At 35.6% G+C, this 23683-nt stretch carries 23 protein-coding genes and 2 pseudogenes; 14 read left to right on the top strand and 11 right to left on the bottom strand.

What is annotated here, in order from left to right:
- Window positions 1–33: 33 nt before the first annotated feature.
- The 3 genes from ABWU55_RS01970 to secG are packed head-to-tail and all read right to left on the bottom strand — an operon-like array spanning window position 34 to window position 2391.
- Window positions 34–441, bottom strand: a complete 408-nt coding sequence (locus tag ABWU55_RS01970; protein WP_209472967.1) for a nucleoside deaminase — start codon at window positions 439–441, stop codon at window positions 34–36.
- A gap of 25 nt (window positions 442–466) precedes the next feature.
- Window positions 467–2071: a CTP synthase gene (locus tag ABWU55_RS01975; protein ID WP_015588967.1), complete on the bottom strand. Its 1605-nt coding sequence runs from the start codon at window positions 2069–2071 to the stop codon at window positions 467–469.
- Window positions 2071–2391: a preprotein translocase subunit SecG gene (secG, locus tag ABWU55_RS01980; protein WP_353286421.1), complete on the bottom strand. Its 321-nt coding sequence runs from the start codon at window positions 2389–2391 to the stop codon at window positions 2071–2073. Before secG ends, ABWU55_RS01975 begins: the two co-directional genes overlap by 1 nt.
- 135 nt (window positions 2392–2526) lie before the next feature.
- On the opposite strand from secG, the gene ABWU55_RS01985 reads away from it, so the two are divergent.
- On the top strand, window positions 2527–3042 hold the full coding sequence (locus ABWU55_RS01985) for a gamma carbonic anhydrase family protein (RefSeq protein WP_182320224.1): 516 nt from the start codon (window positions 2527–2529) through the stop codon (window positions 3040–3042).
- Window positions 3043–3092: 50 nt separating this feature from the next.
- On the opposite strand, the gene ABWU55_RS01990 is transcribed toward ABWU55_RS01985, so the two are convergent.
- Window positions 3093–4025 carry a hypothetical protein gene (locus ABWU55_RS01990; protein ID WP_353286422.1) on the bottom strand — a complete coding sequence of 311 codons (933 nt, stop codon included), beginning with the start codon at window positions 4023–4025 and terminating at the stop codon, window positions 3093–3095.
- Between the two features lie 259 nt (window positions 4026–4284).
- Between ABWU55_RS01990 and ABWU55_RS01995 the strand changes: the two genes are divergently transcribed.
- The 8 genes from ABWU55_RS01995 (at window position 4285) to ABWU55_RS02030 (ending at window position 13733) form a co-directional block, all read left to right on the top strand.
- Entirely contained in the window at window positions 4285–6846 is a 2562-nt protein-coding gene (locus ABWU55_RS01995; RefSeq protein WP_353286423.1) for a valine--tRNA ligase, read from the top strand.
- A gap of 66 nt (window positions 6847–6912) precedes the next feature.
- The gene (locus ABWU55_RS02000; RefSeq protein WP_353286424.1) at window positions 6913–7482 is read left to right on the top strand and encodes a hypothetical protein; all 570 of its coding nucleotides are present in this window, start codon (window positions 6913–6915) and stop codon (window positions 7480–7482) included.
- Between the two features lie 12 nt (window positions 7483–7494).
- On the top strand, window positions 7495–8418 hold the full coding sequence (locus ABWU55_RS02005; RefSeq protein ID WP_353286425.1) for an ATP-binding protein: 924 nt from the start codon (window positions 7495–7497) through the stop codon (window positions 8416–8418).
- A 305-nt stretch (window positions 8419–8723) separates the two neighbouring features.
- A protein-coding gene (locus tag ABWU55_RS02010) for an IS630 family transposase (RefSeq protein WP_156518142.1) occupies window positions 8724–9583 on the top strand; the annotation gives its coding sequence in 2 pieces (ribosomal slippage) (window positions 8724–9048 and window positions 9048–9583; 861 coding nt in all).
- A 15-nt stretch (window positions 9584–9598) separates the two neighbouring features.
- Entirely contained in the window at window positions 9599–10699 is a 1101-nt protein-coding gene (locus ABWU55_RS02015) for a hypothetical protein (RefSeq protein ID WP_353286426.1), read from the top strand.
- Between the two features lie 159 nt (window positions 10700–10858).
- Complete coding sequence (locus tag ABWU55_RS02020) at window positions 10859–12181, top strand: hypothetical protein (protein WP_353286427.1); 1323 nt, start codon at window positions 10859–10861, stop codon at window positions 12179–12181.
- A gap of 30 nt (window positions 12182–12211) precedes the next feature.
- Window positions 12212–12886, top strand: a complete 675-nt coding sequence (gene pyrF / locus ABWU55_RS02025; protein ID WP_010082622.1) for an orotidine-5'-phosphate decarboxylase — start codon at window positions 12212–12214, stop codon at window positions 12884–12886.
- Window positions 12887–12935: 49 nt separating this feature from the next.
- The gene (locus tag ABWU55_RS02030) at window positions 12936–13733 is read left to right on the top strand and encodes a hypothetical protein (protein WP_155968486.1); all 798 of its coding nucleotides are present in this window, start codon (window positions 12936–12938) and stop codon (window positions 13731–13733) included.
- A gap of 192 nt (window positions 13734–13925) precedes the next feature.
- On the opposite strand, the gene ABWU55_RS02035 is transcribed toward ABWU55_RS02030, so the two are convergent.
- A complete protein-coding gene (locus ABWU55_RS02035) occupies window positions 13926–14219 on the bottom strand; it encodes a hypothetical protein (RefSeq protein WP_010962608.1) in 294 nt (97 codons plus the stop codon).
- Window positions 14220–14267: 48 nt separating this feature from the next.
- Between ABWU55_RS02035 and ABWU55_RS02040 the strand changes: the two are divergent.
- Together ABWU55_RS02040 and ABWU55_RS02045 are read left to right on the top strand one after the other, a co-directional pair.
- Window positions 14268–14849: pseudogene (locus tag ABWU55_RS02040) on the top strand (phage major capsid protein); the annotation flags it as partial.
- A 59-nt stretch (window positions 14850–14908) separates the two neighbouring features.
- Window positions 14909–15741: pseudogene (locus ABWU55_RS02045) on the top strand (IS5 family transposase).
- A 55-nt stretch (window positions 15742–15796) separates the two neighbouring features.
- Here ABWU55_RS02045 and ABWU55_RS02050 read toward each other — a convergent pair.
- A protein-coding gene (locus ABWU55_RS02050; protein ID WP_156518142.1) for an IS630 family transposase occupies window positions 15797–16656 on the bottom strand; the annotation gives its coding sequence in 2 pieces (ribosomal slippage) (window positions 15797–16332 and window positions 16332–16656; 861 coding nt in all).
- Window positions 16657–16705: 49 nt separating this feature from the next.
- On the opposite strand from ABWU55_RS02050, the gene ABWU55_RS02055 reads away from it, so the two are divergent.
- The gene (locus ABWU55_RS02055; RefSeq protein WP_353286428.1) at window positions 16706–17338 is read left to right on the top strand and encodes a phage major capsid protein; all 633 of its coding nucleotides are present in this window, start codon (window positions 16706–16708) and stop codon (window positions 17336–17338) included.
- A gap of 327 nt (window positions 17339–17665) precedes the next feature.
- Here the strand turns inward: ABWU55_RS02055 and ABWU55_RS02060 are convergent, their stop codons facing one another.
- From ABWU55_RS02060 to ABWU55_RS02070, 3 genes are read right to left on the bottom strand one after another with little or no spacing between them, the layout of a single operon-like run.
- The gene (locus ABWU55_RS02060; RefSeq protein WP_209472947.1) at window positions 17666–18307 is read right to left on the bottom strand and encodes an amino acid ABC transporter ATP-binding protein; all 642 of its coding nucleotides are present in this window, start codon (window positions 18305–18307) and stop codon (window positions 17666–17668) included.
- Complete coding sequence (locus ABWU55_RS02065; protein ID WP_022626279.1) at window positions 18291–18938, bottom strand: amino acid ABC transporter permease; 648 nt, start codon at window positions 18936–18938, stop codon at window positions 18291–18293. Before ABWU55_RS02065 ends, ABWU55_RS02060 begins: the two co-directional genes overlap by 17 nt.
- The gene (locus ABWU55_RS02070) at window positions 18938–19672 is read right to left on the bottom strand and encodes an ABC transporter substrate-binding protein (protein WP_038198776.1); all 735 of its coding nucleotides are present in this window, start codon (window positions 19670–19672) and stop codon (window positions 18938–18940) included. Before ABWU55_RS02070 ends, ABWU55_RS02065 begins: the two co-directional genes overlap by 1 nt.
- Window positions 19673–19797: 125 nt before the next feature.
- Here ABWU55_RS02070 and ABWU55_RS02075 point away from each other — a divergent pair, with 125 nt between their 5' ends.
- Window positions 19798–20253, top strand: a complete 456-nt coding sequence (locus ABWU55_RS02075) for an ArgR family transcriptional regulator (RefSeq protein WP_353286429.1) — start codon at window positions 19798–19800, stop codon at window positions 20251–20253.
- A 53-nt stretch (window positions 20254–20306) separates the two neighbouring features.
- Here the strand turns inward: ABWU55_RS02075 and tatC are convergent, their stop codons facing one another.
- Both tatC and ABWU55_RS02085 read right to left on the bottom strand, forming a co-directional pair.
- On the bottom strand, window positions 20307–21068 hold the full coding sequence (gene tatC, locus ABWU55_RS02080; protein WP_010962605.1) for a twin-arginine translocase subunit TatC: 762 nt from the start codon (window positions 21066–21068) through the stop codon (window positions 20307–20309).
- The gene (locus ABWU55_RS02085; protein ID WP_353286555.1) at window positions 21065–22153 is read right to left on the bottom strand and encodes a type I glyceraldehyde-3-phosphate dehydrogenase; all 1089 of its coding nucleotides are present in this window, start codon (window positions 22151–22153) and stop codon (window positions 21065–21067) included. Before ABWU55_RS02085 ends, tatC begins: the two co-directional genes overlap by 4 nt.
- A gap of 919 nt (window positions 22154–23072) precedes the next feature.
- Here ABWU55_RS02085 and ABWU55_RS02095 point away from each other — a divergent pair.
- The gene (locus ABWU55_RS02095; protein WP_353286430.1) at window positions 23073–23606 is read left to right on the top strand and encodes an HK97 family phage prohead protease; all 534 of its coding nucleotides are present in this window, start codon (window positions 23073–23075) and stop codon (window positions 23604–23606) included.
- Window positions 23607–23683: the final 77 nt, after the last annotated feature.

The following is a 23683-nucleotide window of genomic DNA, read 5'->3' on the forward strand; positions in this document are numbered from 1 at the left end:
ATAAGCAAGCAAATGACAATTGATAGACTTAAACTATGTTCTCAATTTCTCAAAAAAATCCTTTAACAAAAAAGAGCATTCTGTTTCTAATATCCCACCATAAACTTCAGGTATATGGCTGCAAAATTGAAATATCTTAGCACCATTTTCAATTCCTCCACCTTTTGGATTATAAGCTCCAAAGTACAATCGTTTAATTCTGGCAAAGGAAATGGCTTGAGCACACATCGGACATGGTTCTAATGTTACGTACATATCAGCATCACAAAGCGTGGGAGTTGAAAATGCTTGTCTGATCGCTAACATCTCTGCATGTGCAGTTGGATCGCTGGATATATTGTGTGCAGAAGAAATGATATTGTCTCCACTCACTATTACAGCACCTATTGGCACCTCATCATTTTTTTGAGCGAGTTTGGCTTGCTCTATGGCAAGCTCCATATATTGATACTTAAACACTAGGCACTTATTTCTTATCAATTGCTGCTTTAACGAACGACACGAAAAGAGGATGAGGAGAAAACGGCTTTGATTGAAACTCTGGATGAAACTGCACACCAATAAACCACGGATGACTCTCTAACTCCACTGCCTCTATGCACGTTCCATCTTCTGATATGCCACTGCATAGCAGCCCATTTTTTTCCAAATCATCTTTATAATCTGAATTGATTATGTATCTATGCCTGTGTCTTTCTGAAATAGTAGTGTTACTATATGCATCCATCATTTTAGAGTTTGCATTTATATTACATTTGTATGCCCCAAGTCTCATGGTTCCACCAAGATCGTCATCTTGATCGCCAGCTAACTTAACGATTGGATGTTTACAGTTACGAAATTCTTCAGAGTGTGCATCTTCAAGCTTAACAACATTACGAGCAAATTCAATAATTGCAAGCTGCATACCAAGGCAAATTCCGAAAAATGGGATATTATTTGTACGGGCATAATTTATTGCTAATATTTTACCCTCTACTCCGTCATCACCAAACCCCCCTGGAACAAGGATTGCATGAGAATTCTGTAATTTCTCTCCTATAAGTTTTTCATTTATAGGTTTTTCTTCCTTCTCTCTTGAGTTAACCCAATTTATCTTTACTTTGACTTTATTACTAATCGCACCATGATTTAATGCTTCAACCAGTGATTTATACGCATCAGGGAATTCGGTGTATTTTCCCACTATAGATACAGTAACTTCCTGTGTTGGGTGCCTTATGGAATGCACTATTTGATCCCATTCAGTCAAGCTTGGTTTTGGCTTACTTAAATGAAAGTGCTCCAAAATTTGCGTATCAAGCCCACATTGGCTATACAACACCGGTAACTCATATATATGACTCACATCAGGGGCAGGTATCACATTGGATAAAGAAACATTGCAAAGCTTAGCTATTTTCTCTCTTTGATTATCGAAAATTTCTTTCTCACTGCGGCATAATATAATATCTGGTTGTAACCCCGCGGAATTTAACTCTCGAACTGAATGCTGCGTTGGCTTTGTCTTTAATTCTTGCGCTGCGGTAAGATATGGTATTAAAGTTAAGTGAATAAGGATAACTCTTTGTTTTCCTAATGTGTAGTTAACTTGGCGTATAGCCTCCAAAAATGGTTGGCTTTCAATGTCACCTACAGTTCCACCTATTTCACATATTACAAAATCTAAACCTTCCGTACCATTAAAAATGAACGATTTGATCAAATCTGTTACATGAGGAATGACTTGCACAGTTTTGCCCAGGTAATCACCACGCCTCTCTTTCTTCAATAACTCATGATATATCTTACCAGTTGTTATATTGTCATCTTTTGTTGCTTTAATTCCAGTAAAACGCTCATAATGCCCAAGATCCAAATCAGTTTCAGCACCATCTTCGGTAACAAATACCTCTCCGTGCTGAGTTGGGTTCATTGTCCCAGGATCAATGTTGAGATACGGGTCAAGTTTTCTGATACGGATCTTAAAACCATGAGCTTGAAGAAGAGCACCAACGCTTGAAGCGACTAAGCCTTTACCAAGCGACGATACAACTCCACCTGTAACAAAGATAAATTTAGCTTCCTTCATTAATTTTCAAATGGAACAGAAGTAGGTTCACTTTCTTGCTTTTTTTCTAATATAATTTTCTCTGCAATCGATTTTTTATGTACGTCTTTTGAATATAATCCTGACAATAGCAATGTGTTTATAATAAACAATCCAGCAACAATAGCCGTTATTCTGCTGAGCGGGTTTTCAGAAGATTTCACCGGAATCATCGAATTGACCCCCTGTTGTGTATTACTAAAACCACTTAACGAACTACTTCCAGGCAGCTGCAAGAGCACTAAAATTACTAACACAACAACCAATATTATTTGAAATATACTTAATACCGCTACTGACATTATAGATAGGGCTGAAAATAAAAATCTTAGCAGTACAAAGCACGTAAGTCAAGAACATCTGTCACCCAAGTAGTTTGAAATCTAAGACTGCTTACCTTATTTTGATTAACATATGCATAAGACTTTGGGCTTAATATGTATCACATTTTAAAATACAAAGATTATGAACCAAAAATAGACGAAAGTGCTTTCATCGCAGGTGGTTCACATATCATAGGCAAGGTTGAAATAGGAAGAAATGCGAGCATCTGGTTTAATTGTGTGGTCAGAGGGGACGTTGGATCAATAAAAATAGGTGATGGAACAAATATTCAAGATGGAACGGTAATTCATGTGGATAGAAACCCAGGTGGTGACACAATTATTGGCAGTATGGTAACAGTGGGACATTTTTGTATGTTGCACGCATGCACGGTGCATGATAAAGCGTTTATTGGTATGGGCTCTACCGTGATGGACCATGCAGTTGTGGAGTCTGAAGCTATGGTAGCTGCTGGCTCGCTAGTGACACATGGAAAAGTAATAAAAAGTGGGGAAATATGGGCTGGCAGGCCAGCAAAGTTCTTCAAAAAGATGTCGAATGAAGAAATTAAACATATTACACAATCAGCACAAAATTATATTATGCTAATGAAGGAATATAAAAACTGAAGTTCGCGTCAAGTGTTTTACTTGACACGTACATTTCGGCTTAACCCTTGTTACTTCTTTTTCCCATTCTCATTTACTTCTTGTGCTTTTGCCCCATCTACTTGAGTACTAGGTAATACTGCATATGTAATACCACCGGCTACGAGTGCAGATGCTACTGCTATACCAATCATTACTAACATCTCTAACTTAACTGTACGTTCAAGTGCAGTAAATGCTATCAGTCCAGCAGCAAGACCCATACCAACAGTAGCAGTGTACCGTGCTCCATTGCCTTGTTTTAGTTGTTGATTTTTTTTGTTTTCAGCTTCTAATTCTTTATTTTCCTTCTTTAGCTTGTCAACTTCTTTCTCTTTAGCTGTTAAGTCTGCCTTCAGTTTGTCAACTTCAGCATTTGGCTGTTGTTGTTTTAGTTGTGCTATTTCTTTCTCTTTATCTGCTAATTGTTGCTTTAAGTCTGTAACTTCTTGTGTATTTTGTTGAGCTTTTAATGCTGTTATTTCCTCGTCTTTAGCTTGTAACTGTTGCTGTAAGTCCGCAACTTCTTGTGTATTTTGTTGAGCTTTTAATGCTATTATTTCCTCGTCTTTCTCTTTTAACTGCTGCTTACTCCGTTGTATTCTTTTACTTGTTGATCTTTTTCCTTTTCCTTTTTTTGACTTAGTAACACCTTCTTGCTCATTAACAGAACCTTCACTTAATGTCGTGCTATCACTAGAAACAACACTTCGATTACCTTTATTGCCCGACGTAACCTCATTATCACCGGCAACCTGCATTGTATCATTAATCCCTTCAGACACAGGCGTGCTACTCGCATCAACATAATCATTTAAAGAATCTTGATTACCAACTGAAGAACCTTGTAACGACTGCTCTGTTCCTGATTCAATAGAGTTTTTATTTATAGTTCCTTCTTGATCAGATGTTATATCAGTTGGTGAAGTTGCTCCAGGTGAAAGATTTTGATTTGAATTATGCATATTTAACCTCAATATATATAATTAACATTACATAATACCCTTAGAACCTAAGGTCAAGTAATATTTTTATCATAGCATAGAAAATTTATGTTCGTAAACAAAAAATTTTGGCGTAAAATTGCCGTATTTACTTAATTGTGCTATAGCTAAAGTAATTTAGGTTTACCGACCATCGTCATTCCGCTGCTTGTTAGCGGGATCTAGAGATACCGCGGCGGTATAACGTTGCTAGCTTAAGGTTTAAAATTGAGAAATATTTATGTTAAAAGAAAAATACGGCTTTAAAGAAGTTGAAGACAAATGCAACATATTATGGGAAGGTAGTAAAGTTTACAGGTGGAATGGTGAAAAGGATAACACTTTCACTATAGACACACCTCCACCGACAATATCGGGTAAATTGCATATTGGCCATATATTTAGCTATTGCCACACGGACTTTATTGCAAGGTTTCAGCGCATGCTGGGAAAAGATGTGTTTTACCCAATTGGGTTTGATGATAATGGGCTTCCCACTGAAAGATTGGTTGAGCAAACCTATAAAACCCGCGCAAAAGAAGTTGGCAGGGAAAAATTTATAGAGATGTGCCATGAGGTTATTGAAAAATCAAAGCAAGAATTCAAGGAACTATTTAAATCGGTCGGCATTAGTTATGACTGGGATTTGGAATATCACACGATCAGCAAGGAAACTGTGACGCTTTCACAGATGTCGTTTATTGATCTATATAATAAAGGGTATGCATATAGAAAAATGCAGCCCATCCTTTGGGACCCGGTTGATAAAACAGCAATTGCGCAAGCAGAAATAGAAGATAAAGTTTTTGAGTCATCCTTAAACACGATAGTTTTCTCTACTCAAGAAAATGAGCAGATCAATATTGCAACTACGCGACCTGAACTACTTCCAGCATGCGTTGCAGTTTTTTGTCATCCAGAGGATACGCGCTACACTCATCTGATCGGAAAAACAGCGGTAGTGCCAATAACAAAGGAAAAAGTACTAATCATTGCTGACGATAAGGTCAAAATAGATAAAGGCACTGGGCTTGTTATGTGCTGTACGTTTGGTGATGAGCTCGACATATATTGGCAGCAAAAGCATAATCTACCGATGAAAATTATCATCGATCAGGATGGAAGGATGGACCTAGATGATGTCATTCCAGTGCTTGACACTGGAATCCAGGAAAAAGAGCCAATGCCAGCGATGACAGAGGAAGATATCATGTCAGCGTATGGTCAGAAAAAAGAAGAATGGATCCCAGTGTCAGCTACTCGGATGACAGACGATATACTAAATGAAATAAATGGATTGAAAGTTACAGCAGCAAGAAAGCGGATAATCGAAATCCTAACTGAAAAAGGACTTTTGGTAGAAAGCACTAACATTTCTCATTCTGTTAAGTGTGCAGAAAGATCTGGTGCACCACTTGAGATATTGCCTACTTATCAATGGTTTATCAAGACCTTAGAGCAAAAAGCTCAAGTATTAGATAAAGTAAAAGAATGCAATTGGCACCCAAGCAATATGCGTAAACGCATGGAAGTGTGGATAGAAGGGCTAAATTGGGACTGGTGCATCTCAAGGCAGCGCTATTTTGGTGTGCCATTTCCAGCGTGGTATTCCAAGCGTAAAGGAGAAGAGGGCAAAATCATCCTAGCTGAAATAAAGGCCCTACCTATAGATCCATCGAAAGATTTACCAAAAGGGTATAGCAAAGAAGAGATTATCCCAGATCAAGATGTAATGGATACTTGGGCCACAAGTTCAATTACTCCTCAACTAAGTGCACTGGCAGTAAACAGTGAGTTTAGCTTACCAAATCATCGCTATGATACGATATTTCCTGCAGATCTGCGCAGCCAGAGCCATGAGATAATAAGAACTTGGGCTTTTTATACTATTTTAAAGGCACATTATCATGCAAATTCTTTACCTTGGAAAAACATTATGATCAGCGGTTGGTGTTTAGCAGATGATAAGAAAAAGATGAGTAAATCAAAGGGTAACATCATCACTCCTCATGTAATACTTGAAACTTATGGAGCTGATGTAGTGCGCTATTGGGCAGCGAACTCAAGGCTTGGAGTTGATACAGTCTACTCTGAAAATACATTCAAAATTGGCAAGCGCCTCGTTACAAAACTTTGGAACGCTAGCAAGTTCGTTTCCATGTTCATGGAAAAGCATCAAGTGATGAGCATAAATTCTGCTCACGAGACAATGGATAAGTGGATATTGTCTAAGTTATACAAAGTTATAGAAAGAGCAACAAATAACCTATTACAGTTTGAATACTGCGAAGCTTTGGGCGCAATAGAGGAATTTTTTTGGAAGGATTTTTGTGATAGTTACTTGGAGTTAGTAAAAAAACGTGCGTACGGAAGCAGTGAAGCAACCTTAAGTGCAAAACAAAGCTTGGCGTATGTGTTAAATGTTATTTTGCGGTTATTTGCACCTTTCTTGCCATACATTACAGAAGAGATATACCACCAGTTGTATAGTTATAATTCTGTACACAATCAAAGTAATTGGCCAAGCAAAGAAGAACTTATCTACGATAAATATTCAGAGGAAATGGGAGATAATGTTATTCAGATATTAAACATTATCAGAAAGATAAAGGCAGATAATAATGTATCAGTTAAGCATCTGATAAAAAAGTTGATGATAAAAGCAGATCTACGAGAGGATAAGTTGGATCAATCCGCACAGAATGATTTGCAGGCAGTTTGCAATGCGGAAACGATAGAGTGGATGCAGTCTGAGCTTGAAACTGAAGACGAGAAATACATAGTGAATATAGATTTATATTGATTTTTATAGCTTTACTTCCTTTAATATCCATGCTATTGTAATCATTATTAGTATGAGGGAATAATAATGGGGGATTTATATAATAAAGCCAATGCACCGTATCTTATAGCTGGTGCTCTTGCTACTTTGGTATTGCTTGCGTCTGGGACACTTGCCGTTGCCCCTTATGTTGAGTTCTTGTCTTCAGTTGCAGCCTTTAATGTAGCTCTTCCTGTTGCTTTGAGTTTGTCTATACTTTCTGTTCTGGTGCTTGTACTTTCATGTAAAATGATCAGCCAGAATAAAAAGCTTGATGCACAAAAAGCAGAACCTAATGAAAAAAATGGATTAGCTAAAGAGCAAGAAAATATAATACAAAGCTTAGAGCCTCAAATCAAAGAGCTAAATAAGAGGCTTAGTAGTCAGTACAATGAGATTGAAAAGCTAATTGCTAGTGCTGCAAAAAAAGAGGAGCTAAATAAGCTTAACAATGAAGTGAAAGAGCTAAAGGTAAAGATTGCTAGTGTTGCAACAAAAGAAGAGATAAATAAGCTTAGTAATGAAGTTGAAAAGCTAATTGGTAGTGCTGCAACAAAAGATGAAATGGAAGAGCTAAAGGCAAAGATTGCTAGTACTGCAACAGAAAGTAAAACATAAGAAAAGATTTTTATGAAATTTTGCGCAAAAGGTGAAAAAAGAGGGAAGAAAGCATTTGAGGATTTTATATTTATAAAAGAGATAAAAACAAAATTAGTAAATATTTATGAATCAATAAAAAATAATATTAATATAGTGTCTTCAGCAAAATCAGGTGATTCAGAAGAAGAGCAAGAAAAAATACAAAGAGGATTCATTTTTCACGGTCCAGGAGGAACTGGTAAGAGTTCAATTGTTGAGGCGATTGGGGATCAGCTGATATCTCTAACTACATTTATAAAAGTTTCTGGAGCTGATTTGCTTGAAAAATCAAATATAAATGAGCTTTTTAATAAAGCAAACGAAAACGCTCCTTGTATAGTTCTTATAGATGAAATCGACAGCTTTGGCAAGGGACGCACTGATGCCAATCGAGTACCTTTAAATTATTTTTTCACTAGATTCGATGAAGCTGATAAAGGTGTGACGGTGTTTGCTACAACTAATGTTAGTCTGCAAGATTTAGATGCATCACTTGTTAGGGGAAGTCGTTTGAGTAGTAAACTCAAGTTTACTATGATAGAAGGAAGTATACTTAAGAATATACTGAAGGATGGTCTGAATGAAAAATTAAAAAATAAAAAGTACAAGCATGCTATCTTAAGAATTTTAAACGAAACAAGACTTACAACACTCTCTATCTCAGCAGCAGATGTGGAATGTTTTATAAATTATATAGTTGAAAAGTTAAACAACAAGATTGGAACTTCTGCTTATACTATAATTAAAGATTTTTGTATTGAATATAATATTGGAGAGGTGTCGAATAAGCAGACTAACAGGAAAATTGAAAATTCTATAGGAGAATCACAGCAATACACATCCAGACCATCACATAAGCTGAATGACGCTTTATGTGATTCTGGATATACCAGTATGTTCTACTCCGATCAATAGCTAACTAGACTTATAAGTACAATGGTACACTCGATACACAAGGTCTAAGTCATTTTTTAGCTAGCAGACTGAAGATGGGAAGTTTGTTGTAGGTGCAGCACTATAATTCCTCCACAGATAAGAGAATTTTAATAAATATATACAAGACTGCTGAACGTGGGGGGGAGGGGAGTAATGAGCAATTTGCTTAGTGAGGCTAATGCATTTTATTTTGTAGCTAGTTCCTTAGCTACTCTTACGTTATAGCTCTTTCCACAGAAGTCCGGATATGATAAGATAAGGATAGATGGCGATAAGGAGGTTGGATGCCGGCAGCATATAGTTATGATTTAAGAAAAAAAGCAATGGAAGCACTAGACGAAGGGGAAAGCAGAGAAGCAGTGGCAGCAAGATTTAAAATTGGACGAACTACTTTGTGGGAGTGGCAGCAAAGAAAAAAAGAAACAGGCGACTTTCAGTCAAAAAAACTCGGTAATGGAGGTTACAATCAGAAAATTATCGACTGGAATAAGTTTATCGAATTTGCTAAAAAACACGGTAGAAAAACTCTGTCGGAAATGGCTAAACTTTGGGGCAACGTTAGTATCCAAACGATCCACCGAGCTCTCAGAAAAATTGGATTTACGCGCAAAAAAAGACATATGGATACAAGGAAAGGAACGAAGAAAAACGTGCTGAATTCTTAAAAATTATAGCAACAAAAGAACCAGAAAACTTAGTGTATATAGATGAGTCTGGGATTGATAACACGGAGGACTATCCATATGGGTATTGCCAGAAAGGACAGCGATTTTATGCCCTAAAATCTGGAAAAAAAACTCAACGAATCAGCATGGTTGCAGCCTTAAGTAGAAGAAAGATAGTTGCTCCATTAACATTTGAAGGCCACTGTAATATGGATATTTTTAATGGATGGTTTGAGCAATTTTTGGCACCGATCTTAGAACCTGGACAAACTGTCATTCTTGATAATGCTACTTTTCATAAGTCTGATAAGCTTATCAAGCTCGCTAAAGGAGTCGGTGCAGAAATTTTGTATCTGCCGCCTTATTCTCCAGATTTTAACAAAATTGAGCATCATTGGTTTGCTATAAAAAACAGAGCCAGGAAAAACATTCCTCTATTCGAATCCTTTCGTCGTGCTGTTGATTCTGCCTTCCTATGACCTATTCGGACTATTATGAGAAATGCTATACTTACATCTTTAGCGCTTATTGTAACTTCTAATGTGCCTCTTCCTCTAATTCTTGCTTTAGCTACATTATCTGTTTTGGTGCTTGCACTTTTATATAAAATAATTCGTAATAATAAGAACAAAGATTTACGTGATAAAAATGTAGAATTGGAAGCAAAAGTAAAAGGTCAGTTAGAACATAAGGAGGAGATGCTTTCTCTTGAACACCAAGAGTTACGTGATGAAAATACAAGATTGAATGAAAGAGTAGATTCTTTAATGGAGGAATTGTGTCAATGCAAATTAGAAAGTGAAAAGAATAAGTTATGTTTAAAGTCAGAATATGAAGATGAGTTACGCTTAAGATTGGAATATGAAGATGAATTAAACTTGGAATTAGAACATAAAAGTAGGGAAGCTTCTTCTCTGCGTACTCAATTAACTATGTTAAGAAAAAAAGTAGAAGTAGAAGAAGTAAAACAATTAAAAACTTTAGAATCGGAAGAACAACATGAGAGCTCAGAAAGCGACATAGAAGAATTAGAGAAGAAGTTATGCCAGTCGGAAAAGGAAAAGAAAGAATTAGAAGGTAAAGTTAGTGATGAACGTCAAAAGCGCACTGATCTTGAAAGTAAAGTTGATAAATTGTGTACAAAGGAGAAAGAGTACTTATCTAAAATTAAGGAGCTGGAAAAGGAGTCATTATCTTTACAAAAAGAAGAGAAAGAATCTGATAACACATTAACAACAGTGAATGATGATCGCGATAATAAGGTGAAAGAATTAAACAGTTCACTTTTGAAGCAATCCTCTCAAATAGAACAACTTCAAAAAGCTTTATTGGAAAAGAAAAAAGAAGAAGTGCTTTTTTTGCAACGGATGATAGAATATGTAACAGATGAGGTAGAAAAATTAGTAAGGGAAAATGAAGTGATCAGAGATGATGATAAAAAAGTAATATTACAAGTGATTCAAGCAACAAAGTCTGTGTTAGTAGAAGAAGCTGCACAATATTTGCCAGGCGAAACGTCTGTTCCTTCATTTGTGGAAGATCCTGGATATACCAGTGGATGTTCTACCCCGACCAACAGCTGCCACACATTTTGAGTACAGTTGTACACTGGATACATAAAACCTTAGCCATTTTTAGCTAGCAGACTGAAGATGGGAAGTTTGTTGTAGGTGCAGCACTATAATTCCTCCACAGATAAGAGAATTTTAATAAATATATACAAGACTGCTGAACGTGGGGGGAGGAGGGGAGTAATGAGCAATTTGCTTAGTGAGGCTAACACATTTTATTTTATAGCTAGTTCCTTAGCTACTCTTACGTTACTTACATCTTTAGCGCTTATTGTAACTTCTAATGTGCCTCTTCCTCTAATTCTTGCTTTAGCTACATTATCTGTTTTGGTGCTTGCACTTTTATATAAAATAATTCGTAATAATAAGAAAATAGAGATTGAGAGAAATAAATTCGCTCAAAAAGAGCAAGAGTTGGAAAATAAAATAACTCTAGGAAAGGAAGCTGAAGAAGCTGCAAACAAAGAAGTGAAGAATCAATTACATGAATTAACTCGAGAAAAGCAAAATTTAGACAAGAGAGCAAAAAAATTGAATCAGAAAGTAAATGAGTCAGAAGTTGAGAGAGAATCTCTTCTTGAAGAAAAAAAATCTTTAGAGAAAAAATTAGAAACAGCAAAGAATCGTACGTTTGAAATAGACAATGAATTGGACAAAACAAGAAAGGAAATAGGTAAGCTTAATGAGCAGGAAGAGAAATTAAAACTTGAAATCTCATGTTTAAAGAAACAGTTGGAAGAAAGAAGTAGATTTATTGCAAAGCTGAAGATGGAAGTGGATGATAATAAACATTTAGAGCTAGAGAATAAGGGGTTAAATGATAGAATAGAAACGTTACGTGCAGTACAAAAGGCACTACGTGAGAAAAAACATGAACTTAGTGAAAAAGTAGAGGCATTGAATAAGGAAAAAAATAAACTTTCTAAAGAAGTAGAGGAATTACGTGAAGAACAAGAAAGGCTGCATGCAAACTTAGATAAGCTACAATGTAAAATTAAAGAGGTCAACAAAGAAAAGAAAAATTTATCTAAAGAATTAAAAGAGAAATTTGAAGAGTTAGATGAAGCAAATGGTTTAATTAAAAATCAATCTTTTGAGTTAGATGGGATAAGAAAAGATTGTAATAATGAAGTAAAAAGTTTAAGAAATTCACTTTTAGAACGAGACAGTCAAATAGAAGATTTTTTGAAAGAGAAAGAAAAACAAGTGAATTTTGCGCAACTGTTGATAAGATGCGTAACAGACAATATAGAAGAACCAATAAGAAATAATGATGGAAAAGCAATATTAGATACGATTCAAATATTAAAGTCTGCGTTACAAGGAGAAATTGCACGGCTTTTGCCAGACGAAACGCCTTCTTCTTCGCTGGAAGATCTTGGATATGAATCATTATTTGTCAGTCGCTCATCCACCCCGACCAAGTTGCCAAATTCACTATTGACAGAATCTTATGAACGCAGTCAGTTCAATCAGAGTGAAAGTATTTGCAAAACACAACAATGAGTCTTATTATAAGATAAATCATGCAAGATAATGAACCCAATAATATGCGCACTGGATACACAAGACTTAAATAAGGCTATTTCTCTAGCTAATGCTCTGCGTGGTAAAGTTGGCATGGTAAAGCTGGGATTAGAATTTTTTGCTGCTCAAGGTCTTTCTGGAGTGCAAGAAGTTGCAAAATGCAATGTACCAATTTTTTTAGATCTGAAATTGCATGACATTCCAAACACTGTAGCTAAAACAGTTGAAGTAATAAAAGTTCTGAACGTTGAAATGTTAACTCTGCACATCAGCGGTGGGACAAAAATGCTTGAAGAAGCGCTAAGTGTAGTGCAAGGCACAAAAATAAAGCTGATTGGAGTGACAGTGCTAACTAGTATGAGCAATGAGGATTTAAACGAGCTTGGAGTAGCAAGAGAAGTAAAATCACAGGTAATTTTGCTTGCAAAGCTTGCAAAAAAGATTGGACTCTATGGAATAGTCTGTTCTGCATTGGAAGCTCAGGAAGTGCGCCGAGAATGCGGTGAAGACTTTAAAATTATTACTCCAGGAATTCGTATAGATCCAGGTCATGACGACCAAAAAAGAACAGCAACACCAAAAGAAGCAATAAATTCAGGAGCTGATTATATCGTCATTGGCAGACCCATTACAAAAACTACAAGTAGTGCGGAGCTAATATTGAAATCCATGAAAGAATTTTAATATAATAACTTAATTTATAAAAATACTAACATATTAATTAGGAATAAGCATGAGTAATATCAATAGAATAATACGCGAAGTAATCAAGGAATTCCGCTCAAAATTACCAGATAAGGAAATAGAGGAATATTCTGGCAAATTGAATAAGCTACATATCTACCAGTGCAATAAGCATATAATAGAAAATAAGAAGCTATATCATTATACAATAAATGGGAAAACCCATGCTATGGGTCAGCATGGGCATAATTTTGTCAAGAGTTTAGAAGTTATCTTGAGGAATAAGCCACAAATTTCCTTAGAAGAGGTAATTGATTTTATGGAAAAAATAATTAATTTTGGTATTGATAGTTGTTATGGAGCATTTGAGATGATATTTGAATCTCGCTCTGGTGTTACAATAGATGATGCAGTTAATTTTGTAAAAGATAGCTTATCTAGTAAATTTTATAGATTCCATGGCAGTGGGATTTTCAAAGTAATATTAGAACTTAATCCAGAGAGCTCTCTTGAAGAGATAGAGAAACAATTTAGCAAAGTAGTAGATCCTTACTTTCTTAATGCTTGGAGTCGAGAAAGTGAAAGGGCTTTTGCTAAGATATGTAGGTTGTGTAGAGAAGGACATGTGGAGAATATGCAGAAATTTGATTTTAGCAATTTTAATTTAGATCAAGATAGTGCTGGAGCATTAAGAGCACTGTTACAGTATTGTGTTGACGTTTCTAATCAAAAAGCTTTAGGTGATTCACATGAATTGCATAGAGAAGAGATGGAGGGGATATATAAATTTGATGATAATTACGATTTAAATTTAGATAGTGATCATAATGATAGTATCTGGCATTGAAATTATACTACAATAATAAAATAACTGGATAAAAATTATCACCAAAAAAATTCAAAAAAGTGCTTGACATAAAAGAACGAACATTATATAGTGTCATTATCTTTTATTTTACCTCGCTTAATTTAATTACTGGATTAAGCTTACAGTACTAAGCGTGGCACAAAGTGCCACGCTATTTTTCGGTTTACATTTTCAACAGATAAAAAATGATGCCATTTCAGTGCCAAGCACATAACTGTACGGATATTCATTTTTAAAGGTAAATTGCACAACAGATGATGTCATTCCAGTGCTTGACACTGGAATCCAGAAATTTTGCTTATAACTGAGCTGATGAGCTAAAGGTAGTTGTCTTACGCTAAAACAAACGTTTTTAATTAAGTTGCATAGAAGCTGGATCCCAGTGTCAAGCACTGGAATGACATCGTTTACTATGTACCATATTGCAATATTCGTACAACTGTGGGAAACATCTATGGATGCCATTCCTATTACCTTATTTCCATTTTTATTTCATTTTCAAAGGAGGCTATTATGTCACTTACCGATATCGCTCACCGTATCAATGAACTCGCTTCATCATGGGAGCAATTTAAATTAATAAATGATCGCAAACTAAAAGAAATTGAAAGCAAAGGGCGTGCTGATTCTGCAACAATTGAGCAGCTATGCAAGGTAAATAATGCCATTGATAGTTGCAAAGAGCGTTTAGACTTGATCGAAACTGCAGCTCAACGCCCAGAAGTAAATACAGATTTTAGCACAAGCGATAAATATTTTTCTGATTATATCCGCAAGGGAATGGAAAGCGGTTTATCACACAAAACCCTCAGTGGAGATAACAGTGATATCGGGGGGTATCTAGTTACTCCGCATATTGTAAAACGCATAAACAAGCGCGTAACTGATTCGTCCCCAATGCGACAAATATGCTCCAGTCAAAGAATCTCTACTGAAACATTGGATTACATTATAGAAGATTTTGACCGCGCCGGTGCAGGTTGGAGCAGTGAAACAGTAGATGATGAGGACGGTGGCAATAAGTCTAAGTATGATTTTGCAAAAGATACGGACACGCCCAAAATCCAAAAGATTTCCGTCACAACTTACGAGTTAGAGGTTGTCCGGAAACTAGTAAAAGGCTATAATATCTGAAATTTTAGTACGGGGTAAAGATGAGAAAAAAGTATCCAACAGATCTAAGCGAAAGGGAATGGGCAAGAATAGAAAAACACTTCAGAGTATCATACAAGAAAGGAGGAAGGCCGCCAAAGTATAGCAAAAGAGAAATATTAGAAGCAATTTTCTATGTATTGCGTACAGGGTGTCAATGGCGGTATTTACCAAATGATTTTCCGCTATGGAAGACTGTGTATGAGCAGTTCAGGCAATGGAAGAAGCAGGGAATTTTTGAGAAAATGAATTATGAAATTACAAAATATAGTAGAAGAAAAATAGGAAGGAATGAGCAGCCGAGTGCCTGTATAGTAGATAGTCAATCTGTAAAGACTACAGAAAAGGGGGGATCAAAGGCTATGATGGAAGTAAAAAAGTAAAGGGTAGAAAAAGGCATATAATTACAGACACTCAGGGTTTTATACTAGGTTGTTACGTAGGCGCTGCTAACGAAAATGATAGAGATGGTATTAAAATAGCATTAAACAATATGAGAACAAAATATACTAAAGTTAAAAAAATGTGGGCTGACATGGGATACCAAGGAAGAAATTTAAAGAATCACATAAAGGAAGAATATGACATAGATATTGAAATTGTTAAAAGGCCTCCATGTAGATTTTGGGTGCACAAAGATACGCCACCTGAGCTACTACCAACAAGAGAACAAGGGTTTAAAGTACAGCCAAGAAGATGGGTTGTAGAAAGGACTTTTGCTTGGGTTAATAGGAATAGAAGGCTATCGAAGGAGTATGATTTACTCACAACATCCACTGAGAATTTCATATACCTAGCTATGAGTAGGGTTATGTTAAAGAGGGAATATGCTTGAATTTACTAGTTTCCGGACAACCTCTTATAGCATTTCTCATAATAGTCCGAATAGGTCATAGGAAGGCAGAATCAACAGCACGACGAAAGGATTCGAATAGAGGAATGTTTTTCCTGGCTCTGTTTTTTATAGCAAACCAATGATGCTCAATTTTGTTAAAATCTGGAGAATAAGGCGGCAGATACAAAATTTCTGCACCGACTCCTTTAGCGAGCTTGATAAGCTTATCAGACTTATGAAAAGTAGCATTATCAAGAATGACAGTTTGTCCAGGTTCTAAGATCGGTGCCAAAAATTGCTCAAACCATCCATTAAAAATATCCATATTACAGTGGCCTTCAAATGTTAATGGAGCAACTATCTTTCTTCTACTTAAGGCTGCAACCATGCTGATTCGTTGAGTTTTTTTTCCAGATTTTAGGGCATAAAATCGCTGTCCTTTCTGGCAATACCCATATGGATAGTCCTCCGTGTTATCAATCCCAGACTCATCTATATACACTAAGTTTTCTGGTTCTTTTGTTGCTATAATTTTTAAGAATTCAGCACGTTTTTCTTCGTTCCTTTCCTTGTATCCATATGTCTTTTTTTGCGCGTAAATCCAATTTTTCTGAGAGCTCGGTGGATCGTTTGGATACTAACGTTGCCCCAAAGTTTAGCCATTTCCGACAGAGTTTTTCTACCGTGTTTTTTAGCAAATTCGATAAACTTATTCCAGTCGATAATTTTCTGATTGTAACCTCCATTACCGAGTTTTTTTGACTGAAAGTCGCCTGTTTCTTTTTTTCTTTGCTGCCACTCCCACAAAGTAGTTCGTCCAATTTTAAATCTTGCTGCCACTGCTTCTCTGCTTTCCCCTTCGTCTAGTGCTTCCATTGCTTTTTTTCTTAAATCATAACTATATGCTGCCGGCATCCAACCTCCTTATCGCCATCTATCCTTATCTTATCATATCCGGACTTCTGTGGAAAGAGCTATATATGCTCAACCACAAATATCACAAAAGTTACTCGATGATGCGTTTGTCGATGTTGAGAGTTGGCTGGTGGAAAAGATTGCCGAGACTTTTAGTAAGGAAGAAAGCGAAGCCTTCATTAAGGGTGAGGGCACTTTTCAACCAAAAGGAATTTTAGCTTATGAAAATGGAAACAGTTATAATAAAATAGAGCAAGTTAAAACTGAAAAATTAGATAGTGATTCAATAATGATGTTGTATTACTCTCTGGACGAATATTATTCCAAAAATGCGTCATTTTTGATGAACAGGAGTACGTTGAAGGATATCAGGCTGCTAAAATCTCAAACAGGTCAGTATCTCTGGCAGCCAAGTCTGTCGCTTGAAGCTCCAGATACTTTAATGGGAATACCAGTATATCAATCTGCCGATATGCCACCAGCGCCAAACAATCAGCTACCAGTAATTGCGATGGCAGATTTCAAACAAGCTTATAAGATTGTAGATAACAGAGGAATGAGAATATTAAGAGACCCTTATACGAATAAACCTTATGTGAGGTTTTTTGTCACTAAGCGTGTCGGCGGAGAGGTTGTAAACACCAGTGCTATTAAATTGTTGAAAGTTGCGAGCAAGTACTAAAAACTTCCGCAGCATCATCTTTATAGCTGATCAAAGCAACACGTCATACCGCGATTCATTCCATAACTGTACGAACATTGTGATTTTGGCCCATCAGGAGGGTGTCATCCCAGTGCTTGACACATATAGCTAAACTGACTTAGATTTACCGACAGTTTGAAAAACAAAAATTCGTCATTCCGCTACTTGTTAGCGGAATCTATGCTGAGATATCGCGGCGGTATGACGTAGGAAAACCTTTCTTGGGTTAGCTATAGTTTGCTATATTATGTAATTTTCGATGCTAAAATCTGTTATAGCTCTCAGTATGATATGAGTGATTCTCTTTTAATAATTATTTTTTAAATAGTTTGTTGGTTCATCAATTTCTTTAGGATTGATATCTACAATTATTTTTCCGTTTTTTAACAGAATAATCCGATCTGATATTTTTGTTAAAAAATCCAAATTGTGAGAAGCGATAATCATAGTAATACCCATATCTCTAACTGATTGTAATAGTTCCACAACGTCGACTATTGTTGCTACATCTAAACCAGACGTTGGCTCATCGCATAATAGAATCCTTGGATTCATCATTAAGCTTCTGGCAAGCGCAACCCGCTGTTTTTGCCCACCGGATAGATTACTAGGGTAATCATTTTTTTTAGAGGCAATACCCAAAGACTCAAGTAGTGAATCACTTTGATCCTGAGTTTTGTTTTTAAGTTTGGGAGCATATGTAAGATTTTCCCAGACAGTCATATGTGAGAAAAGTTGAAAATCCTGAAATACAAAACCAGTACTATCATTGCATTCAATGCTACCAGAATCTAAAACTTCGAGTTTTTGTATACAACGTAACAATGTTGATTTACCACTACCAGAAGGACCAGCAAGACCAACTATAGATTGCTCTATAATCAGGTTAATATTATTAAGTACTGGAATATTATTAAATAATTTACAAACATTATGCATTTTTATCATATATACCTTTCTGTTCAATCTTTTTGCCTATATATTCAATTAGTAATACAAGAGCGTAATAATAAGCCCCAGCAAGACAAAGTGGTATAAAATAAGTAAATTGTTCTGCTGCAAGCATTTGCGCAGAGCGCATAATATCAACACCACCAATAGTAGAGATTAATGCCGTTTCTTTAAGGAGTGCAATGATCTCATTTATCATTGCAGGAAGAATATTTTTAATAACTTGTGGTAATATAATATCTCTCCACATATAGAAACTAGGTATTTGTAAAGTTTTAGCTGCTTCAAACTGGTTTTTTGATATAGTTTCAATACCAGCTCGTAAAATCTCAGCAATATAAGCACAGCTATTTAGACCAAATGCTATAATGCCAGCACTAAATATGTTTAATTTAATTCCTGCAATGGTTGGGGTCATAAAATAAACAACACTTAACTGTAATATAAGGGGGGTGCCACGTATTACAGATATAATTCCATTAATTAATGGAATACAGATCTTATTATATCTGAGTACTGACAATAATCCCCCTAGACTCACACCTAAAAGCAGTCCTCCAATCAATAATTTTAAAGTAAAGGCAAGGCCTGTTCCAACAAACAAGAAATTAGAAATTAATTCCTGCATCAGTTATCTCCTAGCCATTTTTCTGCTATTTTTTGTATTACACCTTTACTTTCTAAACTTTTTAATGCCTCGTTTATTTTATCCTTTAAAGCAGATCCTTTATTCACAGCAATAACATAACCACCATCTAACTTGGCAGTGGCTGACCATGATAGACCAGGATTTTTTTTGCTAAATACTTTACCTTGGAATTCATCAATTAGGACGCCATCAACATGACCAGACTTTAATGTTTCTACAGCTTGATTATTATTGTCTATAGCAATAATTTGAGCTGTTGTAGGAACATGCTCTTTTAGCCAAATTTCCATGACAGTTCCTAGTTGAACGGCTATCTTCTTGTGAGTTAAGTTGTTTATACCGGCTATGGGTTTATTTTTGTGATATAGAATACCAAATTCCCCTGTATAATAACTATTTGAAAAATCAAAATTTTTTTCACGCTCTTCTGTGCTACCAATAGTAGATATAGCAGCATCTACAGAATTACTTTGCAATGCTGCAAATATAGCACTAAACTGCATATCTTTAAATATCGCTTCTTTACCTAACTCTTTTGCTACTAATTGAGCAAGCTCAATGTCAAAGCCAGTAAATTTACCATTTTCATAATATTCAAAAGGTGGATAATCTGCAGAAATTGCAAATCTAATGATATTATCGTGTTTATTTTCCTTGCATCCTGTTAATAGAATACTTATCACTATAATAGCATTTAAAATATATTTTTTCATATTACTAATTTATATTCATATTTTATTCATCTTATGAATATAGACATTAAAAATTGAATAGTCAAGAAATAATGAATATAATTTCAAATATACTTATTACATATTCAATATGAGGAAAATGCATAATGCATGACAACACACTAGGTGAACATATTTTAAATATTATTCAAAATCACGAAATTTTAGAGCAGAGCGATTTACAGACCTTGCTTAAAGAAAGAGGGCACAACATTCCTCAGGCTACTTTATCAAGAAAATTAAAAAAACTTAAAATTGCCAAAGTTGCTGGTATGTATAAAGTAATTGACATCAACCAATATCGATTACCATTAATACTTAATATGCAAATTTCGGATTTTGGTTTAATAGTACTACACACTCAACCAGGACAAGCTAGCAGCCTAGCTTACTTTCTAGATCAGAAGTATGTTAATTATTCATTAAATAATAGCAAAAACATAGGAATTATAGGAACTATAGCAGGTGATGATACAGTATTATTGATCATCAAAAGTAAGGCTGAACTTAACAAAGTATTACAACCAATTTATGAAACATTTCCATATTTAAGTCCTGAATAAGAATGTTGTAAGTTAAAAATGTGATATAAAGGAGATAAGAGGGATTTCTTTGTTTAAATCTTTGTCTTCTTTTTTTCAATATACCTACATATCAGAATGGACAATTCATATAGAATCAGCATAGGTATTGCAAGCCCTACTTGGCTTAATACATCAGGTGGAGTTAAGATTGCAGCAATAATAAAAATTACCACTATCGCGATTCTGCGTTTATTTGACAAACTTTGTGTAGTGAGTAACCCTACTCTCACCATTAATGTGAGTATTACTGGAATTTGAAATGCAGTGCCAAAAGCAAACATAAATTGGAGAACGAGGTCTAAATATTCGCTAACTGATGGCATAAACTCTATTGGTATACCGAAAGATTTCCCACTATGTTCAAAAGTGATGAAAAACTTCCAGGCTAAAGGAAATATATAGTAATAGACTACAGTAGCTCCCGTTACAAATAAAACCGGTGTTGCAATCAAGTATGGCAACAACACTGCCCTTTCACTTTTATATAACCCAGGTGCTAAGAACATATAAAATTGCCATGCAAACACAGGAAAAGAAAACAAAAGTGCGCTCATTATTGCAACTTGGAGATACACAAAAAATGCCTCTGTTAAGTCTGTGTAAATTAAAGAAAAACCTTCGCTACCTTTTGTTGCTTCTATTAAAGGTGCGAGTAAAAAACGGTATATATTTTCCTTAAAGTAATAACAAAAACCAAAAGCAACGCAAAAAAATAGAAAGCAAAAGATAACTCTTTTTCTGAGTTCCGCAAAGTGCTCATAAAATGAGGCGTATTTGCTTGAGTTCCAGTTCATACTTTACTATAGCTCAATAATGCTATGTCTAACATTCTCAGCGAAAAAGCCCACTCATTGTCATACCACGCTGCAACCCTGCATATATCACCTGTAACATATGTACCAGTTAAATCCACAATTGCACTATAAGGGTTATGCACAAAATCTATTGAGACTAAAGGTTCCTCGCATATAGAAAGTACATTTGACATTGGATAACCCTCTGTCATCCTAGTACCCTCTGATGTCATTCGAGTAGCTGACACTGGATTAGATTCCAGCGTCACGCGCTGGAATGACGTAGAGGAGAGAGCTGCATCCTTAAATATTTCATTGATTTCTTCAACGGTCGCTTTCTTATCAGTCGTAAATGTAAAATCAACCATAGAAACATTGCTAACCGGAACTCTGACGGCAGTGCCATCTAGCTTTCCCTTTAATTCAGGAATTACAGAACCGATTGTTTTTGCTGCCCCGGTTGTAGTTGGCACCATAGATAATCCGCAAGCCCTTGCTCTACGCAAATCTTTATGATTACCATCAAGAACATTTTGATCATTCGTGTAGGCATGTATAGTAGTCATAAAACCGCTTTTTATACCTAAACTGGAGTGTAGGACTTTCACAATCGGAGCAAGGCAATTTGTAGTGCAAGAACCTGCTGATATCACTTTATGCTCTTTTTCGAGCATATCGTCATTCACACCATAAACTATAGTGACATCAGCATCCGGAACTGGAGCAGAGACAATTACTTTCTCTGCATTGTGCCTTATTGCTTCTTCACGTTTATTGAATGCACCAGTACATTCAAGTATTACATCAACATTCCAAGGAATATTTTCAGGATTCCGTTCTCTATATAAAGAAAACTTTTTGCCATTTATAGAAATCCAATTTTGAGACTCATTAAAATCAATATCACCACTGAATTTGCCATGAACAGAATCATATTTAATCAAATGTGCATGCTGCTCAGCACCGAGCGATCCATTGATAGCTACAACTTCTATTTGCTCACTATACTTTTCTATTTCATAAATAGCACGCAATACACTTCTGCCTATTCTACCAAGACCATTAATTCCTACACGAATCGTCATCTCTTCATTCAAAAAATTTAATTATAGAGGATATCACTTGATATTTCATTTTATTCTTTTGCTTTTCTATCGATATGAACATTATAGCAAGGAGACAGGGCTAAAAACTTGCTTGACAAACTCCGCCAGCCCCCTTATCATGAAACTGAAGCTATTGTATTTGCTTTCGCCAATCTGCAGATTAAAAGGTAAGGATTACTTAATGTATCGGCGTCTTATGTTTAATTTTTTGCAGTATATAGATACTGTATGTCTTTACAAAACTTCATCTACATCTAGATTTTTATCTAAATAAGCTGAACGCGCTTATAAAGCGTTACAAGACATCAAAAAATGCCAATACTTGACAGAGATAGTAAAAGACTAGCTAACTCGGGGATTCTTTGTCTTTTTTTCTGCTTGGTAAATTTCTTAAACATTTGCAGCGTAGGTTAGTTGCAATTAAAAGCAGCTAAATCTTGCTTGTCAAACGTTTAAAACATAAAAAACGCCAATATTTTAAAGCAGATAATAACCCCAGGGCTTCTTTTGCCTTTTTTTTCATTTGGTAAATTTCTTAATATTTATAGCTAAAAGAGCCCAAGAGAGGTCAATGCCCCTGTGATGTCATTCCAGTGCTTGACACTGGAATCCAGCCTTTATTATGCAGCCACTTGGTTGAAATTAAGTCTTCTGGATCCCAGTGTCAAGCACTGGGATGACAAAAAAAGGAGGCTACTCGGATGACAGGAGAAGGTACTGCCGTCATAAAGGAACCAGTTTCAGCTACTTTCATGACATCGTTGTAACATTGTACCATATTACAATTTAGCGTTTTTAGTAACTAAGAAAAGTGCTTCCCCCTTTTAGAGCACTGCATATAATAGAATTATATCGCAGTGCATTGCGAAACAAAATTCCCAATACTACAGGAGACTTTATGAATAAGAAATTTCTCTATTCACCATTGTCAATAAAAAGCATAGGAGAAAACGGTGTATTTTCTGGTTATGCTAGCGTTTTTAATATAATTGATAAACAAAATGATCTGATATTGCCTGGAGCATTTAAGGAAAATTTAAACAGAAATAAAATAAAACTCCTTTGGCAGCATAATCCTGACGAACCTATAGGTAGTATCATAGATATTTACGAAAATGATGTTGGTCTATATATAATTGCACATTTACTTTTGGGTATTCAGAAAGCAGAAGAAGTGTATTTGATGCTCAAAGCTGGAGCAATTAACGGACTTTCCATCGGCTATATACCTATAGAGTATGATGTTGATCATAAAAGCGGAGCTAGAGTGTTAAAACAAGTGGAATTATGGGAAGTCAGTTTGGTCACTTTTCCTGCAAACTTAGCTGCTCAGGTAATCAATGTGAAAAATCAGAACAATGAACAGGAAGTGTTAGCAAGAGCGATAGGAAAAGCAAATGCTGTACTTACAGACATGTGTATTTCTGCTTAAAGTGTATTACGCAGGCAAAGACTTTACCATAATTTGACACCTGTGTTAGTATTTGTTTAACATTTATACTAATATAT

It is taken from the genome of Wolbachia endosymbiont (group A) of Crataerina pallida (assembly GCF_964028475.1).
Taxonomy (GTDB): domain Bacteria; phylum Pseudomonadota; class Alphaproteobacteria; order Rickettsiales; family Anaplasmataceae; genus Wolbachia; species Wolbachia pipientis.

Coding starts and splice junctions, on each gene's coding strand:
- ABWU55_RS01970 (WP_209472967.1), bottom strand. CDS start 441: ATGGAGCTTGCCATAGAGCAAGCCAAACTCGCTCAAAAAAATGATGAG.
- ABWU55_RS01975 (WP_015588967.1), bottom strand. CDS start 2,071: ATGAAGGAAGCTAAATTTATCTTTGTTACAGGTGGAGTTGTATCGTCG.
- tatC (WP_010962605.1), bottom strand. CDS start 21,068: ATGAACTGGAACTCAAGCAAATACGCCTCATTTTATGAGCACTTTGCG.
- ABWU55_RS02075 (WP_353286429.1), top strand. CDS start 19,798: ATGCATGACAACACACTAGGTGAACATATTTTAAATATTATTCAAAAT.
- ABWU55_RS02020 (WP_353286427.1), top strand. CDS start 10,859: ATGAGCAATTTGCTTAGTGAGGCTAACACATTTTATTTTATAGCTAGT.
- ABWU55_RS02060 (WP_209472947.1), bottom strand. CDS start 18,307: ATGATAAAAATGCATAATGTTTGTAAATTATTTAATAATATTCCAGTA.
- ABWU55_RS01995 (WP_353286423.1), top strand. CDS start 4,285: ATGTTAAAAGAAAAATACGGCTTTAAAGAAGTTGAAGACAAATGCAAC.
- ABWU55_RS02070 (WP_038198776.1), bottom strand. CDS start 19,672: ATGAAAAAATATATTTTAAATGCTATTATAGTGATAAGTATTCTATTA.
- ABWU55_RS02065 (WP_022626279.1), bottom strand. CDS start 18,938: ATGCAGGAATTAATTTCTAATTTCTTGTTTGTTGGAACAGGCCTTGCC.
- secG (WP_353286421.1), bottom strand. CDS start 2,391: ATGTCAGTAGCGGTATTAAGTATATTTCAAATAATATTGGTTGTTGTG.
- ABWU55_RS01990 (WP_353286422.1), bottom strand. CDS start 4,025: ATGCATAATTCAAATCAAAATCTTTCACCTGGAGCAACTTCACCAACT.
- ABWU55_RS02005 (WP_353286425.1), top strand. CDS start 7,495: ATGAAATTTTGCGCAAAAGGTGAAAAAAGAGGGAAGAAAGCATTTGAG.
- ABWU55_RS02000 (WP_353286424.1), top strand. CDS start 6,913: ATGGGGGATTTATATAATAAAGCCAATGCACCGTATCTTATAGCTGGT.
- ABWU55_RS02030 (WP_155968486.1), top strand. CDS start 12,936: ATGAGTAATATCAATAGAATAATACGCGAAGTAATCAAGGAATTCCGC.
- ABWU55_RS02085 (WP_353286555.1), bottom strand. CDS start 22,153: ATGACGATTCGTGTAGGAATTAATGGTCTTGGTAGAATAGGCAGAAGT.
- ABWU55_RS01985 (WP_182320224.1), top strand. CDS start 2,527: ATGTATCACATTTTAAAATACAAAGATTATGAACCAAAAATAGACGAA.
- ABWU55_RS02035 (WP_010962608.1), bottom strand. CDS start 14,219: ATGGCATCCATAGATGTTTCCCACAGTTGTACGAATATTGCAATATGG.
- ABWU55_RS02015 (WP_353286426.1), top strand. CDS start 9,599: ATGAGAAATGCTATACTTACATCTTTAGCGCTTATTGTAACTTCTAAT.
- pyrF (WP_010082622.1), top strand. CDS start 12,212: ATGAACCCAATAATATGCGCACTGGATACACAAGACTTAAATAAGGCT.
- ABWU55_RS02095 (WP_353286430.1), top strand. CDS start 23,073: ATGAATAAGAAATTTCTCTATTCACCATTGTCAATAAAAAGCATAGGA.